The 16834-nt window shown below is 63.5% G+C and carries 12 protein-coding genes; 5 read left to right on the top strand and 7 right to left on the bottom strand.

The features are described from left to right. Nucleotides 1-141 precede the first annotated feature (141 nt). The 4 genes from KC8_RS20225 to KC8_RS05165 all read left to right on the top strand — a co-directional run bounded on the left by KC8_RS20225 (nt 142) and on the right by KC8_RS05165 (nt 8143). Entirely contained in the window at nt 142-1209 is a 1068-nt protein-coding gene (locus KC8_RS20225; protein ID WP_232455626.1) for a hypothetical protein, read from the top strand. Further along, nucleotides 1128-2204 (top strand): autotransporter assembly complex protein TamA, encoded by a 1077-nt coding sequence (locus KC8_RS20220; RefSeq protein WP_308733447.1) that lies wholly within the window; start codon nt 1128-1130, stop codon nt 2202-2204. The genes KC8_RS20225 and KC8_RS20220 overlap by 82 nt, the downstream gene beginning before the upstream one ends. Continuing rightward, nucleotides 2204-6394, top strand: coding sequence for a translocation/assembly module TamB domain-containing protein (locus tag KC8_RS05170; protein WP_010123480.1), 4191 nt, complete (start codon nt 2204-2206; stop codon nt 6392-6394). The genes KC8_RS20220 and KC8_RS05170 overlap by 1 nt, the downstream gene beginning before the upstream one ends. A 159-nt stretch (nt 6395-6553) precedes the next feature. Beyond that, nucleotides 6554-8143, top strand: a complete 1590-nt coding sequence (locus tag KC8_RS05165; protein WP_010123479.1) for an ABC-F family ATP-binding cassette domain-containing protein — start codon at nt 6554-6556, stop codon at nt 8141-8143. A gap of 263 nt (nt 8144-8406) precedes the next feature. Here the strand turns inward: KC8_RS05165 and KC8_RS05160 are convergent, their stop codons facing one another. From KC8_RS05160 to KC8_RS05145, 4 genes are read right to left on the bottom strand one after another with little or no spacing between them, the layout of a single operon-like run. Then, on the bottom strand, nt 8407-9102 hold the full coding sequence (locus KC8_RS05160) for an ABC transporter ATP-binding protein (protein WP_010123478.1): 696 nt from the start codon (nt 9100-9102) through the stop codon (nt 8407-8409). Between the two features lie 41 nt (nt 9103-9143). Then, nucleotides 9144-9926, bottom strand: a complete 783-nt coding sequence (locus KC8_RS05155) for an SDR family NAD(P)-dependent oxidoreductase (protein ID WP_010123477.1) — start codon at nt 9924-9926, stop codon at nt 9144-9146. A gap of 6 nt (nt 9927-9932) precedes the next feature. Next, nucleotides 9933-10460: a VOC family protein gene (locus KC8_RS05150; RefSeq protein WP_010123475.1), complete on the bottom strand. Its 528-nt coding sequence runs from the start codon at nt 10458-10460 to the stop codon at nt 9933-9935. Nucleotides 10461-10470: 10 nt separating this feature from the next. Next, entirely contained in the window at nt 10471-11964 is a 1494-nt protein-coding gene (locus KC8_RS05145; RefSeq protein WP_010123473.1) for an FAD-binding protein, read from the bottom strand. Between the two features lie 119 nt (nt 11965-12083). On the opposite strand from KC8_RS05145, the gene KC8_RS05140 reads away from it, so the two are divergent. Next, nucleotides 12084-12752 carry a TetR/AcrR family transcriptional regulator gene (locus KC8_RS05140; RefSeq protein ID WP_010123471.1) on the top strand — a complete coding sequence of 223 codons (669 nt, stop codon included), beginning with the start codon at nt 12084-12086 and terminating at the stop codon, nt 12750-12752. A 3-nt stretch (nt 12753-12755) separates the two neighbouring features. Here KC8_RS05140 and KC8_RS05135 read toward each other — a convergent pair whose 3' ends face one another. The 3 genes from KC8_RS05135 to KC8_RS05125 all read right to left on the bottom strand — a co-directional run bounded on the left by KC8_RS05135 (nt 12756) and on the right by KC8_RS05125 (nt 16755). After that, nucleotides 12756-14447, bottom strand: coding sequence for an FAD-dependent oxidoreductase (locus tag KC8_RS05135; protein WP_010123470.1), 1692 nt, complete (start codon nt 14445-14447; stop codon nt 12756-12758). Between the two features lie 112 nt (nt 14448-14559). Further along, complete coding sequence (locus KC8_RS05130) at nt 14560-15162, bottom strand: murein L,D-transpeptidase catalytic domain family protein (protein WP_010123469.1); 603 nt, start codon at nt 15160-15162, stop codon at nt 14560-14562. A gap of 72 nt (nt 15163-15234) precedes the next feature. Beyond that, a complete protein-coding gene (locus tag KC8_RS05125; RefSeq protein ID WP_037495103.1) occupies nt 15235-16755 on the bottom strand; it encodes an acyl-CoA carboxylase subunit beta in 1521 nt (506 codons plus the stop codon). Between the last annotated feature and the right edge of the window lie 79 nt (nt 16756-16834).

Genomic DNA, 16834 nt, shown 5'->3' with positions numbered 1-16834 from the left:
GCCAGACATGTATCAAGTGCGTAAATGATTGAGGAACCGGGATCATCAGCCAACGTTTGAACAGATCGCGGGCGTGGCGATGCGTAAGGCATGGGGGCAGAGCGTAGAGTGCGATCGGACAAACAGGACGGGCAGGTAGCCATGCGAAGCGTTCGTAGCCTGCTTTGGCGGTCCTGCGCCACGGCGGCGGTGACCTTCGGACAGCTTGTGTCCGTGGCGAATGCCCAGCCACAGGATGCGACGCTATCGAACATGACGGGTGCCGCGATCGACCCGGCGACCGATCCTGAGTTTGACGCGGCGCTTCCGCCGTTGGAGGCTGTTGAAGCACCGGCGTCCGTTGCGAATTCCACGCCGTCCGAACTGCCGCCGCTGGTGGATGAAGCGGAGATTGCCCAGCCGCTGCCGCCGCTCGGTGGTTTTGATGCCACGCCGGACACCGGCAATGCGAAAATGCCGTCGGATGATCCGGCGCGCATCCGCTACACACTGACAGTGGAGGGGCTGAAGCCGGTCGGGCTGGATGACGAGTTTCGCAGCCTTTCGGCGCTGGCGACCGGCAACAGGCAGGCCGCCAATGGCGCGCAGGTGTCCGCCCGTGCCACGAACGATGTCGCGCTGGCCGAACGGCTGCTGCGGTCAGAAGGATATTATGATGGCATCGCATCGTCCACTGTGGCGACGGCGCCGGAGCAGGGCGGTGAAGTCGCGGTAACGATCAGCGCGACACCGGGGCCGCGTTACCGGTTCGGGAGCATCGCGATAACCGGCGCTGCCATGGAGCCAGCGGCGCTGGCGCGTGAGGCGCTGTCGCTCAAAACCGGTGATCCGATCCGGTCGATTGCTGTGGAGGCGGGCGAAGCCCAGATCGTGCTGGCGTTGCCGCAGCATGGCTATCCGTTCGCCAAGGTTGGCCAGCGGAGCATCTTGCTGGACGATGCTACCCACGCCGGTGATTACAGCCTGCCGGTTGAGGCTGGCCCGCGGTCCACGTTCGGCGGCCTTCGCACCAAAGGGACGGCGATCTTCGATGTCGACCATCTGTCCATCTTTCCACGGTTCAGGCGCGGCGATCTCTATGATGCGCGGATGGCCGATGACCTGCGGCAGGCACTGGTGGCGACCGCATTTTTTCCACTGTCGCCGTTGAGCCGATCGCGACCGGGATCAGTGCCGCCGACGGTTCCGAAATCGTTGATCTTGAAGTAACCCAGCGCAAGGGGCCATGGCGCAGCCTGTCAGGATCCGCTGGCTATGGCACGGGCCAAGGCATCAAGGCGGAAGCCAGCTGGACGCACCGCAATCTGTTTCCGCCCGAAGGTTCGCTGACGGTAACGGCGATCGGCGGGACGCTGGAGCAAGCCGCCAATGTTACGTTCCGCCGCGCCAATGCCGGGCGGCGTGACCGCACCTTCCAGATCGGCGGCGGTTTCAGCCGGACCAATTTCGACGCTTATCAGGCCAATACGGTGAATGTCGGCGTCAACTGGTCCCGCCAGAGCACGCCTTTGTGGCAGAAGCGATGGACTTGGTCTTATGGTGCGGAGATTATCGGCACCAATGAAAAGGGTGCAGCGCTGACAGCGGATGGCGATCGGCCCCGCCGGACCTATCTCATCGGTGCGCTGCCGTTGCAGCTTCAATATGACCGGTCGGATGATCTGCTGAATCCGACGAAGGGTTATCGCCTGATCGCACGGGCCAGCCCCGAATCCTCGCTACAAGGCAAGCTCCACGCTTATGGCCGCCTGACGGGCCAGGCCACGGGCTATTATCCGATCAGCAACTCCCTGATTTTGGCCGGGCGGGCGCTGGTGAGTTCGATCAGCGGCGCGTCGCTGGACGATATCGCACCCTCGCGCCGTATCTATGTCGGTGGTGGCGGGTCGGTGCGCGGGTTTGGGTATCAACAGCTTGGACCGAAAGATGCGCAGAACAATCCGACGGGGGGCCTTTCCTCCGTCGAATTCGCGCTGGAGGCGCGCTACCGTTTCGGCAATTTCGGGATCGTTCCGTTCATTGATGCCGGACGGCTGGGGCAGGGTTCCACGCCAAGCCTGTCGGCCATGCGCTACGGCGCTGGCATCGGCGGACGTTATTATACCAATTTCGGGCCGATGCGGCTGGACATCGCTACGCCGATCAACCGGCAGCCGGGGGAATCCCGCGTGGCGCTCTATATCTCGATCGGGCAGGCATTCTGATGGCCGATGTGGAAAGCAGGACGATTGACCGCCCTTTGGGCTGGCGTATCGTTCGATGGCTGGCGGCCGGGCTGGCCGGGTTGGTTCTGCTGACGGGCGCCATCCTGCTGGGATTGAATAGCGGCCCCGGAAAGCGTTTCGTTGTTGACCGGATCGCTGCGTTTTCCACCGAATCCGGTATCAACGTCCGGGTGCAGTCGATCGACGGGTCGCTTTATGGGCGCATGACCCTGCGGGGCGTAGAACTGCGCGATCCCAAAGGGGTATTTCTGACATCCCCGGCCATTGCGGTCGATTGGCGGCCCTTTGCCTATCTGCATGCCAAGATCGATGTGCGATCGGCAACGGCGGATGCGATGCGTTTGTTGCGCCTGCCCGAACTGAAACCCGTACCCGCTGATCCGGACGCACCGATCATTCCCGATATCGACCTGGTTTTGGGTCAATTACGGATCGATCGCTTCATCGTTGAACCGCCGGTGACGGGACGCCGGCATATCGTGCGGATCGCGGGCAACGCCCTGATCGCCGACCGGCGCGCGCAGATACTGGCAGATGCCGCGACGTTGATCGCCCCAGGCGTTGCTGGCGGCGACAAATTGCACCTGAAGCTGGATGCTGTGCCTGATGACAATCGTCTGCTGATCGATGCGAAGATCGATGCGCCGGCGGGCGGCCTGGTCGATCGCTATGCGAAGCTGGGCCAGTCGACAGGCCTTACAATCGACGGACGTGGCGACTGGACCGCGTGGGATGGACGCATCAGGGGCATGCTGGGTGGCAAGCCGCTTGCCGATCTCGCGCTGACCGGACGTGACGGCACCTTCCGCGTGCTCGGCGCTGTCCGGCCGGCGGAACTGGCAACGGGGCCGATCGCGCAACTGTTCCAGCCAGACCTGCAAGTGGACGCGATCGCAGTGCTGAACGAGCGTCGGGCCGACACCAAATTGCGCTTCACCTCCGAAGCCTTCACCCTGAGCGCACAGGGGCAGGTGGATTTCGGCGCGAACCGGTTTCAAGATTTCCGGATCGATGCACGCCTGCTCAAGCCCGGCGCGATCGCGGCGAATGTCAGCGGTCGTGATCTGGTGTTGATGGCTGCGATTGATGGCCGGTTTGCAACGCCCGAGATCGCATACAAGCTGTCGGCGGCTCAGCTCGCTTTCGGGGCGACAGGCGTGGAGGCGCTGACCGCCGAAGGCCAAGCGGTGATAGATGCCGAACGGATCCTCGTGCCGATCCGCGCCGCGGCGCGACGGGTGACTGGGCTAAATGCCGCAGCGGGCGGGCTTGTCACGAATTTGCGGGTCGATGGCGACCTGGCGTTCGCCGGTGGACAATGGCTGTCCGACAATCTGCGATTGCGATCCGACAAGATCGACGCGACCGCGCTCATTCTCGCCGATCCGGCGCGCGGTACATATACCGGCGCGTTGAAGGGGCGGGTGAACGATTATGACGTAACCGGGCTTGGCCGTATCGACCTTACGACCGATGCAAAGCTGGTAACGGTTGCGGGTGGTGGGTTTGGCGTGAAGGGGAATGTGACCCTGCTGACGCGCAAGCTGACCAATGCGAGTATCGCCGGCCAACTCGGTGGAAATGCGGTGATCACCGCCAATATCGGTTATGATCCGAAGGCCGGCGCCACCCTGTCCAACCTGCACATGACGGCGCCCGATTTCCGTATAGTGAGTGGTGACGGCGGTTATGACCTGGCCAGTGGCGCGATCCGTTTTCGTGCGCAGGCGTGGTCCCGCAACTATGGTCCGGCCAGCGTTCGGGCCGCCGGGACCGTGGAACGACCGGTCGTAACCCTGACGGCGACGCATCCGGGCGTGGGCATCGGCCTTGTTGATCTGAACGCGATCCTGACGGGATCGGCCGGCGGCTACGCGGTACAGGCCACCGGCGGATCGGATTATGGCCCGTTTGCCGCCGATATATTGATCCGCAGCGGTACAGGCCCGCTGAACATCGATGTGCGCAAATTGCTGGTCGCAGGCGTCGATGCACAGGGCACCATCACCCAGATGGCGGCGGGTCCATTTGCGGGGACGTTGCGGATTGCCGGATCGGGCCTGAACGGGCAGGCGGTGCTCGCGGCTGCAGGGCCGAACCAGAAGGCGGATTTCAACCTGATCGCCGCCGCCGCCGAACTGCCCGGCAAGCCGCCGATCACCATCGGATCGGGCGTGATAAAAGGAACGCTGGTCATGCTGCCGGCCGGGCCGATGCTCAACGGTTCCGCCGCACTGGCCGATGTGCGGCAGGGCGCATTGCTGATCCGTTCGGCGCGCGGCAAAGTTGATTACCAGGCTGGGCGCGGCAAGGCCGGTTTCATTGTTGCGGGATCCAGTGGCGTGCCGTTCGATGTGGCCGGGCAGGCAGCCTTCGCGCCGGGGCGGATCGTCGCGAATGCCAGGGGATCGGCCAACGGCATCGCGTTCAGCTTAGCCCAGCCGGCAGTGGTGACGCAGGACGGGGCGGATTATATCCTTCAGCCTGCGACGATCCGGCTTCCGCAGGGACAGGTGGAACTGGCCGGCCGTTATGGCGCGCGAACCGAAGTGCGTGCGAAACTGAACGGCGTCGATCTGTCGATCGCGCAGGCATATGCACCGACGCTGGGGCTGGGAGGCAAGGCGACCGGAACGGTGGATTTCACGATGCGCGGGGAAGCCCTGCCCGAGGCGCGCGCGCGTATCGATATTGCCGGTTTCACGCGTACGGGCGCGCTTGTGGTATCCGATCCCGTCGATATCGCGATGCTCGGCACGCTGGGTGATGCGGGGGGTGATATCCGTGCCTTGATCCGGCGCGGCGGGACTACGGTGGGACGGGTCAACGCACGGCTCGGGCCGGTTGCGGGTGGAGTGCACTGGTCCGAACGGTTGATGGCTGCCCCGCTTTCGGGGGGTATCCGCTATAACGGCCCGGCCGAAGTGTTATGGACGATGACCGGTATCAGCGGGCAAACCGTGTCCGGCCCGGTTGCAATTGGCGCGGATTTCTCCGGGCGGCTGGATGCGCCGCAATTGAACGGCGTGGTGCGCGCAAACCAGCTTCGCTATGAAAATCAGGCGGTCGGCACGACCATCACCAGTATTGCGATCGACGGCCGGTTCAGCCAGTCGCAATTCCAACTCGTCAGCATGGCGGGCAAGGCGGGCAAGGGTTCGTTGCGGGCATCAGGGACAATCGGTTTCGATGCAGCCAGCGGCTATCCGATCGATATCAACGCCACGCTGGATCATGCCCAGCTTGCGCAGTCCGATGCGTTGGGGGCCAGCGTTTCCGGCACCGTCGGTGTCACAAGTTCCGAAGCTGCTGGTGGCCTGATCAGGGGGGATCTGCGCCTGCATGAGGCGCGGTATGAAATTGTGCGCGATGACAGCGCCCAGATTGTCGAACTGACCGGCGTGCGCCGTAAAGGCGCGCCACCACCAACGGTGGCGCAAGGCCCTGCGCCCAGCAACTGGAAACTCGACATCAAAGTGCGTGCGGATAACCAGCTTTACGTGTCGGGCATGGGCCTGGAATCCGAATGGCGTACTAATATGCGGATCAGCGGCACGGCGGGCGCGCCCACGGTAATCGGCCGGCTGCAGGTGGTGCGGGGGACGTACAGTTTTTCCGGCCGTGAACTGCAACTCGACGATGCGAGCGTCATTCGTTTCAATGGCCCGTTGTTCGATCCCGATCTGGACATCCGCGCCAGCACCGAAATCGATAACGTGTCCGCCATCATCCAGATCGGCGGAACGGCGATGCATCCGCAGTTCGTTTTCACCTCGTCACCAACCTTGCCGCAGGACGAAGTGTTGTCCCGGCTGTTATTCGGGGCCGAATTGAGTTCGTTGTCGCCGGTTCAGGCGGTGCAGCTTGCCGCCGCATTGAATGCGCTGCGCGGCGGCGGCGGCGGCCTGAATCCGGTTGGCAAACTGCGCGGTGCGACCGGACTTGATCGCCTGCGCGTGCTGGGCGCGGATGATGCCGCCGGGCGGGGCACATCGCTTGCGGCTGGCAAGTACATATCCAAGAACATCTATGTCGAAGTGGTGAGCGACACCAAAGGCTTCACGCAAACGCAACTCACCATCGCGCTCAGCCGCGCGCTCAGCATCCTCAGCCAGGCTGGCGGCGCTGTCGGGCCATCGGTGACGCTGCGATATTCGAAGCAATATTAAGGCGCTTCCGGTTGTCCGTCCGGCCGAAGTGCGGGCTGGGGGTTGCCAATGCCGCCCGCAGAGGCCAGATTGCAGTGCAGCAAAAGTGAGGAGACGCCATCGTGAACAACTGGAAGCAGAACGCGCAACCGTTTGCTTTCTCTTGTCCCATGGTGATCAATGCCTGCCTTTCTCACACTGGATTCCGTCGCCGCCGCAACGCCTGACGGCACGCCACTTTTCGACAATTTAACCTTTGCGCTGGGCGCTGACCGTATTGGGCTGGTCGGTCGTAACGGTTCGGGCAAATCGACGCTGCTGCGGATTGTTACAGGTGAAGTAGCACCCGCAGCCGGGCGTGTGGCGTGTACGGGGCGCATTGGCCTGCTGATGCAGGGCTGGACAGATACGCTGAGCGTGGCGGAGGTGCTGGGCGTCAGGGCCGGTATGGCGCGATTGCATCGCATCATCGCCGGGGATGGTTCCAGCGACGATTTTGTCGAGGCGGACTGGACGCTGGAGAGCCGGATCGGCGATGCCCTGGCGGAGGTCGCCTTGCCGGGACTGGCGCTCGATCGCCAGATAGCGTCACTGAGCGGTGGAGAGCGTACCCGCGTAGCGATGGCGCGGCTGCTGATCGAGGCACCGGACCTGCTGTTGCTGGATGAACCGACCAACAATCTCGATGCTGATGGACGCGCGGCGATTGGCGCGTTGCTCGCCCGGTGGCGTGGCGGTGTGCTGGTCGCCAGCCATGATCGGGCCTTGCTGGAAGGCGTGGACCGGATCATTGAACTGGCGCGGCCGGCGTGCCGGATTTTTGGTGGTGGCTGGTCGGCCTATGAGGAAGCGCGCACGGCTGAGCGCACAAGGATCGCCGCCGAACTGGACCAGGCCGACACCGCGTTGCGCAATGCCGAGCACGCCGTCCAGCGCCAGCGTGAGAGAAAGGCACGCAGTGACGGGAATGGCCGGGCGTGGCGGGCCAAAGGCACCGAAAGCCGGATATTCCTTGGCGGTGAGGCTGAGCGCGCCGAAAACACGGCCGCGCGCGCCAATCATCTGGCTGCACGACTGGTGGGTGATGCAGCCATCCGGCTGGATGTTGCGCGGGCCGCCGTTGAGGTGGCAACGCCGCTTACCATCGCTTTGCCTCCTGTCGGCCTGCCGGGCAATCGCGAGGTGCTGGCATTCGACCGGGTGATGTTGCATCTGGAAGGCGGCCGTACGATCGGTCCATGGACGTTTGCCATCCGGGGACCGGAGCGTGTGGCGATTACCGGGGCGAATGGCGCGGGAAAGACCAGTCTGTTGCGGGTCGCAATGGGGCTGGCAGCGCCGAGCCACGGGCAGGTGCGGCGTGCGGAGGGCCGGCTGGCGTTGCTGGATCAGCATGTCGGCTTGCTCGACCCGCTATCCTCTGTTCTGGATAATTTCCGCCGTATCCATCCGGGTCTTGGCGAACAGGACATGCGCGCAGCGTGCGCGCGCTTTGCGTTCCGCAATCGCGATGCATCGAAACTTGTCGGCACGTTGAGCGGTGGCGAACGATTGCGCGCGGGGCTGGCCTGTGTGCTGGCAGGCATGAATCCGCCGCAATTACTGCTGCTCGACGAACCGACCAACCATCTGGACATTGAATCGATAGAGGTGCTGGAGGCGGCGTTGGTGGGATATGACGGGGCCTTGCTGGTGGTCAGTCATGACCGGGCTTTTCTGGACGCGATCAACGTGGAGCGCGAGATCGCGCTGGAGCGGCGGGCTGGCTGACTGCCCTTAAGGCTGCCCGCAACTGCTGCCCCCTTGCGAAGGCGGGTGATATTACGTCACTATTCCATGGGATAAGCGGGGACGGGGCGGATCGATGCGAAATCTTGTGATGGGTCTGGTGGCATGTCTGCTGCTGGGCGGATGTACGACGCCGCAGCAACTCCGGCAGGCGCCGGCTGCACCGGACTTCGTTGATCCGGTTCCCGTGCCAAATCTGCCGCCTTACCGACCGCCAGAAGACCGTGCGGAGTAAACCCGCATGATCAGCCCGAGCGGCTGTCGGCGATGATATGCCCGTCGAGCAGTTCGATCCGGCGATCGCACCGTTCGGCCACGCTGCGATCGTGCGTGACCATGACGATCGTCATGCCGAGGCGATGATTGAGATCGCGCAGCAAGTCGATCATTTCGGCGGAGGTGCCGCTGTCGAGGCTGCCGGTCGGCTCGTCGGCCAGGATCAGCTTGGGCTCGCCGATCAGCGCCCGGGCAAGCGCGACGCGCTGGCATTGCCCCCCGGACAGTTCCGACGGGCGATGGTCCGCCCGTTCGGCAAGGCCGACCCGGCCCAGCATGGCAAGCGCGGGTTCACGGCGCTGTGTGCGGGGAACGCCGCGATAGAGCAAAGGGAGCGCCACATTCTCCCATGCACTGAGGCGAGGGAGCAGTTGAAACGACTGGAAAACGAAGCCGATCAACTCGTTGCGTAGCCGGGCAGATTGGGTGGGCGACGTGAAATCCACGGCCCGACCATCCAGCAGCACCTGGCCGTCATCCGGATGATCGAGCAGGCCGATAATATTGAGCAGCGTGCTCTTGCCCGAACCGGATGGACCGAGAATGGCACAAAAATCGCCTTCAGGGATCGAGAAGCCGATGTCCTTCAGAACCGGAATCGGATTGGCCATCCCACCATAGGATTTCCTGACGCTTTCGAGGTGCAGCACCGAATCCCGTGTCATGGGCCTGAGAAGGCCGTAAAATCATATGGCGGGTCAAGGGGCTATCCGGCGAAGGCGGCGTACACCTCCATGATCGATGGATTGCGGCGCAGCGTCTGGCCGCCGCTGACATGGAGAACCTGGCCAGTGACGAAGCTCGATTCATCGCTGGCCAGCCAGAGTGCGGCATCGGCGACGTCGGCAGAAACACCGCTGCGGCCCAGCGGGATTTCCCGGCGATAGAGCGATGCGACGCCGGGCAGTGCCAGCCCGCCGCCGGACATCGGCGCATCGGCCACGCCGCCCGGCGCGATCGAATTGGCGCGGATGCCCTGATGGCCAAATTCGTGCGCGATGCAGCGGATCACATGATCGATCCCCGCCTTGGTGCCCATGTATGCGGCGTGATGATCGAACATGATCGTCGCCGTCACCGACGAAATCTGGATGATCGATCCGCCCGACGGCATCGCCCGCAGCAGCGCCTGGAAATATTGAAATGGCCCGGTGAACTGGATCGCGTTCATCTGATCCAGATCGGTGCGATCATGATCGAGGAAGGGTTTCAGCAAGCCCCAGCCGGTGGCGTTCACCCCGATATCGATCTTGCCGAGCCGATCAGCGGCGGCGGTGACGAGGTGGTCGATATCCTGCTGGACGGTGATGTCGCACGCCAGCCAATCGGCGCCGATTTCGGCCGCGACCGCCTCCAGCGCATCGGCGCGGCGACCGGCGATCATGACGCGCGCGCCTTCGCTGAGATAGCGTTTCGCGATCGCTTCGCCGACATTGCCGGGTGCTACGCCGAGGACCAGCGCCGCTTTGCCTTTCAGTCTCTCCGTCATGTAATTTTATCCCGCAAAATCGATGATATGCACCGGGTTGCTGCCATCCCATGTCTTGGCGATGACGATCCCTTCGTCAATCATCGCGCGCGTCGCAGGACTTTCAATGAATTCGAACAAGACGCCGGGTTCGTTGTCGGCTTCCATATAAGCAACCTTCGTTCCCGGATTGGACGCCGCAAACGCCACTTTCAGCCCATCAGCCGTGGCCCGGGCGACGACGGAATCGAGATCGGGAACCACCCATGCGATATGGTGCACGCCCAAAATCGGCGCACCGCGGGCATCGCGATAGGGCGAGGGGGTTTCATTGGTGATCTTGATCAGTTCGATCTGGACATCGCCCTGATAGGCAAGCGCCACGTCCATCGTGACGATGCCCTGTTGACCGTGATACTGGCCGTTGAGGCTGACATTGCGAAACACCGTCCACGGGCCGACGCCCATCAGGTCGATCCAGCGCTGGATGCTGGCATCGAGATCATCGACGAGATAGCCGATCTGATCGATCGCGCCGTATTTTGCCTTGGTCATACTATGCCTTTCACGCGTGGGTGCTGGCGGCGTGGCGCCCTGCGCGCCGGCCGAAGAAGGACGCTTCGCCAAGGCAGGTGCCCGACGCATAACCGTTGCTGTCCTGCGCGATGTTCGATGCGCAGGCACCCGCCGCATAAAGCCCCGGCACCGCATCGCCCGCACTGGTCAACACCGCGCCATCGGCGGAAACCTTCAGCCCGCCTAGTGTGAAACCGGTATAGACTGCGCGGCCGAACGACAGATCGAACGCAGCATAAGGGCCTTCGGTCAGCGGCTTGATCCATTTGGGATATTTGTGAAATGTCGGGTCTTCGCCATTCGCGGCGGCCGCGTTGTATGCGGTCATCGTCGCCTGCAACGCGCCGGCCGGCAGGTTGAGACCGGTTTCCATGTCGGCGATGGTTTCGAACCCGTCGATCAGGCTCTGGTTCGTCAGGCTGGCGAAGTGCGGATAGGCAAAAATTGCCGCATCGACGATCAGATAGACGATGCCGTCGGGCTGCCGCGTCGAAAAGATTCCCGACCGGCTGTGATAGGAATCCTCGGCGACGAAACGCTGGCCTTGCGCGTTGACGAGAATGCCCTTCAGCAAATCCTGCGGCGGATAGAATGGTGACGTCATGAATGGCTCGTCCATGTGGATGGCCACTCCGCCGGCCGCGACACCAAGGTTGATCGCGAGCCCGTCGTCATAAGGGCTGCCCTGGATATAGGCCGACGCGAGCGCGGGGACGTGTTTCGCCACCATTTCCGGGTTCTGGCCGAATCCGCCCGCGGCAAGGATGACGCCCTGTTCGGCGCGGACATAGCTGGTTTCGCCGAAACGCTTCATGCGTACGCCGACGATGCGGCCTGCTTCCATGACCAGCGCTTCGACCTTGCTGTCAGCCATGATCTGCGCACCGGCGGCCTCCGCCCGTTCGGACAGGATACGCAGCGCCAGCGCGCCGCCGCCTTCTTCGCCATCGAACGCCACCTTATGGCCGCGCGGTGCGGGCTTGGCTTGATCGCGATAGGGCCAGACCTGCTCGTTACCTGTCCAGATCAGGCATTCGCGGCCCGGCTGGACGACATTCTTGAGCGGATAATAGCTGTGATCGAACGGCACGCCCTGCGTTTCCAGCCAATCGAAATGGGCGACGCTGCCGTCGCAATATAGTTGGATCTTTTCATGATCGGGATCGAGCGCGACGGCTTCGAGATAGCGGGCCATTTCTTCGGCGCTGTCTTCGAAACCGCAGGCCTGCTGCACCGCCGTGCCGCCGCCCAGATAGAAATGGCCTGCTGCGGCCGATGTGCTGCCGGTGCAGCCACTGGTGCGTTCGATGATGATGACGGACGCGCCGGCGGCGCGTGCCTCGATCGCGGCACAGGCGCCCGCCATGCCGAAGCCGACCACCACCACATCGGCCGTTGCAGCCCAGCCTAGAACGGCCGCGACGTCGATCAGAAGCGGCCCGGATGGTGCGCCATCAACCCCGTCATGCGTGTCGGAACCCATCCTCATCCTCTCCTTGTTCGTTGGGTCGAAAATTATGGCATACTGTTAGTTCAGTCAAACGATCTGTTGCAAAAATCGGCCATGCGAGGCAACAGGAATGTGCCAACAGAGGAATGCGAATGAACGGAAGTGCCGGCCCAGCCAGAGCAGCCGCCGGACGGGGACGACCGGGGGGGCGGACGGCATTTCAGGAAGAAAAGCGGCGCCAGACGCGATCGGCCATCCTGACGGCCGCGGGCGACGTGTTTTCGGCGACGCCTTATGTCTACGCCACGATCGACGATATCATTCGGGCGGCGGGCGTGAGCCGGGCCACCTTCTACATGCATTTCGAATCCAAATTGGCGCTGGCACTGGCCATCTATGACGGCATCACCGCCGACTGGATGGAGGTGTTCGATCAACTGGCGGCGATGAAGGCGCACGATGCGGCGGAGTTGACCGCCTGGACTGCGGCGTTGGCCGCTTTGTATGTCAATCACGGATTCGTGACGTCGCTGGTCGTCCAGCTTGAAATTTTCGAGCCAAGCTTTCGCCAGCGTTTGCGGAACGATCGCGATCGGCTGATCGATCGGCTGGGCGAAGCGGGGGTTGGCGGGTTCGCCCATGCCTTTGCCGGTGGTGAAGCCGGTTTTACCCAACGGGTGCGTGCACACCTGATCCTGCGGCGGCTGGATCAGGTATGTTCGGATGTGTCGCAGCCCGACGTGCTGACAGAGCCGGAAGCCGCTGCCTTTGTCAGCCTCACCGTCGACGAACTCGGCCAGTTCATCAGGCAGCGGCGTTAGCGCTTATTCGACGGTGTCGCGTCCGGCGATGTGGTCGGCGGCGACACAGCCCATCACCATTGCCGGCCCAAGCGTGGAGCCGGGGCCGGGATAGGACGGCCCCATCAGCGCGCCGGCATTGTTGCCGATGACATAGAGGCCGGGGATCGGCGTGCCTTCGGTGGACAGGACGCGGGCATATTCGTCCGCCATCAGGCCGCCCTTGGTGCCGATATCGCCGGGATTGAGCTTGAGCGCATAATAAGGCGCCTTGGTAAGCGCGCCGAGGCAGGGATTGGGCAGGTTGGTGGGGTCGCCATAATAGCGATCATAGACGTTTCCGCCCTTGTCGAATTCCAGATCCTTGCCGGTGGCGGCATAGCCGTTCATCCGTTCAACCGTATCGCGCAGGCCAGCGGCATCGACGTTGATCTTGGCCGCCAGCGCATCGAGGCTTTCGGCCTTGTGGTAAATATCGCCTTCCCATTCGCGAGGCAGGCCGCGATCGGGCGAAATCTGCGCCGGCAGCAGCGGGCCGGCGGCATATTTCCAGCGGTAGCGTGCGTCGAACACCATCCATGCCGGCACCGTGCCGTTGCCCGCCGCATGATCGGCATACATCGCGTCGCCAAATTCCAGATAGGGCATCGCTTCGTTGGCGAAGCGCTTGCCCTTGGCATTGACGATAACGCAGCCTGGCGCACAGCGTTCGACCATCACCGCCCAGGACGTATCCTGCCCTGGCATGGGAACGGTGGGGGACCACCATGCGCGATCCATGAAGGCGGTGGCCGCGCCGATGGCGATACCGGCGCGGATCGTATCGCCGGTATTGCCGGGGGCGGCCGCCGTCCATGTCGTCTGGGTGGGCGTGGGGAGATAGCGTTCGCGCATCTCCTGATTGCGTTCGAACCCGCCGGCCGCAAGGATCACGGCCTTGCGCGCTACAAGCCGTTCGGTCTTGCCGCCGCGATCGACATCGATCCCCGTTACCCGGCCGTCTTCGACGACGAGGTCCTTGAAGCTGGTGTTCAGCCACAGCGGGATGTCGCGATCGGCGAGCGAGGCGCGCAGCGCGCCCACCAGCGCCTGGCCCAGCGCCAGCCGGCGATCGCGGCGGCCGCGCAGGCGAGCGCCGATATCCGTCCAGTAACGCGTCAGCAGCTTGGCCGTCAGCGCCATCCAGCCCGGCGCACGCGCGAACAGGATGCCGGCTTCGGCCTGCCCCATCGAAACGCGGCCGAGCAGCAAGGTGCCGATCGCGGCCGGGCGCAACTCGGCGAAGCTGTCACCCAGCTTGCTGGCATCGAAGAAGCTGGGTTCCATCGTGCGATAGCCCGGCCGCGATCCCGGCAGATCCGGGTAGTAATCAGGATATTTGGGCAGCGCGTGGAAGGTTAGCTGGGTTCGTTCCGCCAGCCAGCGCAGCATTTTCGGTCCGGTTTCGAGATAGGTGCGCAGCCGCGCTTCGGGCACGGTGCCGCGTGTCGCGGTCGTCACATAGGTCCAGGCGTCGTTGAAATTATCCTCGCCGCCAAGGCCTGTGATCTGCGGGTTCATCGGAATCCAGATGCCACCGCCCGACAAAGCCGAAGTGCCGCCATATTTGTCGGATTTTTCGATGACGAGGACGGACAGGCCCTGATCCTGTGCGCGCAAGGCACTGGTGAGCGCGCCTGCACCTGATCCGACGACGATGACATCCCAACCGTTCATGCTCGTTCCTCGCTAGACCGTCGTTCCGGTCGCTGTCGGATTAGTGGTAGACTACTCGTCTGGTCAATTTGTTTTCAGTAGGTCGCCGCCCGATGCGCGACATTGACGCGGATCAACCCTTGCCGGCGTAAAACAGCCGGCCCCGGCCGATGGACGACAGGACTTGCCCGATATCCTGTTCGCCAAAGGCAAAGCAGCCGTCGCTGCGGCCAAGGATGCCCTGCTGGGCGATCATGGCAGAGTTGGCGTACCACGCGGAATGGATGACGATGGCGCGTTCTTCGGCATGGGCATTGGTCGGGTCCAGCCCGATCAGCCTGCGCGACGGCCCGTGAATGCCGGTATAGGCAACCCCCGTGAGATAGGCGCCTTCGGATGTGGCGTTCGATCCGACCACATCGGCAAAGTTGTGCAGATAGCCGCTATGATCGGGATCGGACCCCTTGCCATGCGCGACGCGCAAGCTGGTCATCGTTCCCGTCAGAATGTTGACGATGTGGAAGCGGGGTGTTGCCGACGACAGGCTGAAATCGGCGATCGCGACCACATCGTGCGACCATATCTGGCTGTTGTGCCGGGCGAGTGCTGCCAGCGCCCGGCTGACGAGAGCGGGGCTGACTGCCGAGGCAGCCGCCGCCAGCCCCCGCTGGACAGGGGTGGCGGCCGATAGTGGCCCGGCGGCGAGACCGGCCACGCCGAGTGTTGCGTGCTGCAATAAGGATCTGCGTGATAGCGACCGTGGTGTCATAGAGGGGGCTTCTATCATGCCACCAATATTATCGCTCTATCATGGTAGAATGCCGGATACCCGGTTGAGATCACGCGGCAATCCCACACGGCCTTCCGTCAGCGCCAGCCCGTCCAGCAGCGCGTTACGCAGGTCGCGTGGGTCGATGACATCGTCGAAGCCGACCTTGCCGGCGATGTGATAGGCGCTGCCGGCTTGTTCCGCCGCCATCCGGGCGCGGGCGTCCGCATCCAGCTTGGCTGCTGCGGCTCCGCTGCCGACGGGCATCGCACCCAGCGTGATCGCAGGGAAAGCGAGCGAAATGGTCTGATTGTCGAACGGGTTCATTGCCATGATCGACGAACCGAAGCCGAACGCCTTGCGCATCGACACATGGAGCTTGGGCACGCGCAGCCGGTGCTGGGCGACGAACATCCGTGCGGCATGGCGCAGCACGCCCGATTTTTCGGCGGCGGTGCCGGCCATGACGCCGGGATTGTCGGTAAGGAAGATGACCGGCAGATGGAACGCCCCCGCCACGTCCATGAAGTGGGTGGCCTTGTCCGCCGCGTTTGCATCGATCGCGCCGGCGCCGACGCTGGGATCGTTGGCAACGATCGCGACGCTTTGCCCGCCGAGCCGGCCGAGCGCGGTGATCAGCGACGCCCCATATTGCGGCTGGACTTCGAACAGGCTGCCTTCGTCGACCAGCATTTCGAGGACACGGCCCATCTTGAATGGAATGCGAGGATCGGGATCGATGATGTCGAGGAGTGCATCCAACCGGCGCCGGCCGATATCCGGGCCATCAGTGCGCGGGGCCGCATCCCATGCGTTCAGCGGGAAATAGGATAGATACCGTCGTGCCATCGCGATCGCGGCGGCGTCATCGGTTACCAGATTATGGGCGACACCCGACGTGGCGACATGGATTTGGGGGCCGCCCAGTTGTTCCTTGGTGACGACCTCGCCGATCGCGCCTTTCACCAGCAGGGGGCCGGCGGCGAACATCGACGCGGCTTCTGTCATCACGACAAAATCGGACAGCGGGGCGGTTAGCGCACCATGCCCCGCCGATGCGCCGAGCACGAGGCAAACCATCGGCACCTTGCCGGAAAGGTCAGCCAGACCCTGAAGGTCGTTGGGGCTGCGACCGGCATGGCTGTTGGTAGGCCGGTGGCCGGCCCCTTCAAGCATAAAGATGAGCGGCAGGCGTTCCTGCGCGGCCAGTTCGGTCAGGCGATAGCGCTTGTCGGCGCTGGCATCGCCGATCGAACCGCCAAGGACGGTGAAGTCCTCGATCGCGGCGAGGGCGGGGCGACCGTTGATCCGGCCGAAACCGGCGACAAGCGCATCGGCGGGAGCGGGTGTATCGCCGTCCTGCGTCAGCGCGGCCGCGAAACGACCGATTTCGACAAAGCTGCCGTCGTCGAATAAGGCGGCGGCGCGTTGCCGCGCATCGAGCTTGCCGCCTGAACGGTGGCGTTCCAGTTTTTCGGAACCGCCCATGGCGGAAGAAAAAGCGCGCCGCCGTTCGAGTTCGGCCAATATGCCATGCCAACGGCCTTGCTGCGCGCTCATGCGATCCTCCGATCCCTGATCCCCGGCCGGGATTGTTTTGTCATTATCCATTGAACGGTGATCTGTGCGATTCCCGCAG

This window comes from Sphingomonas sp. KC8 (genome assembly GCF_002151445.1).
In the GTDB taxonomy this organism is placed as follows: Bacteria; Pseudomonadota; Alphaproteobacteria; order Sphingomonadales; family Sphingomonadaceae; genus Sphingomonas_E.
Note: the sequence above shows the minus strand (reverse complement) of the source record. Positions and strands in the feature narration are given on the sequence as shown.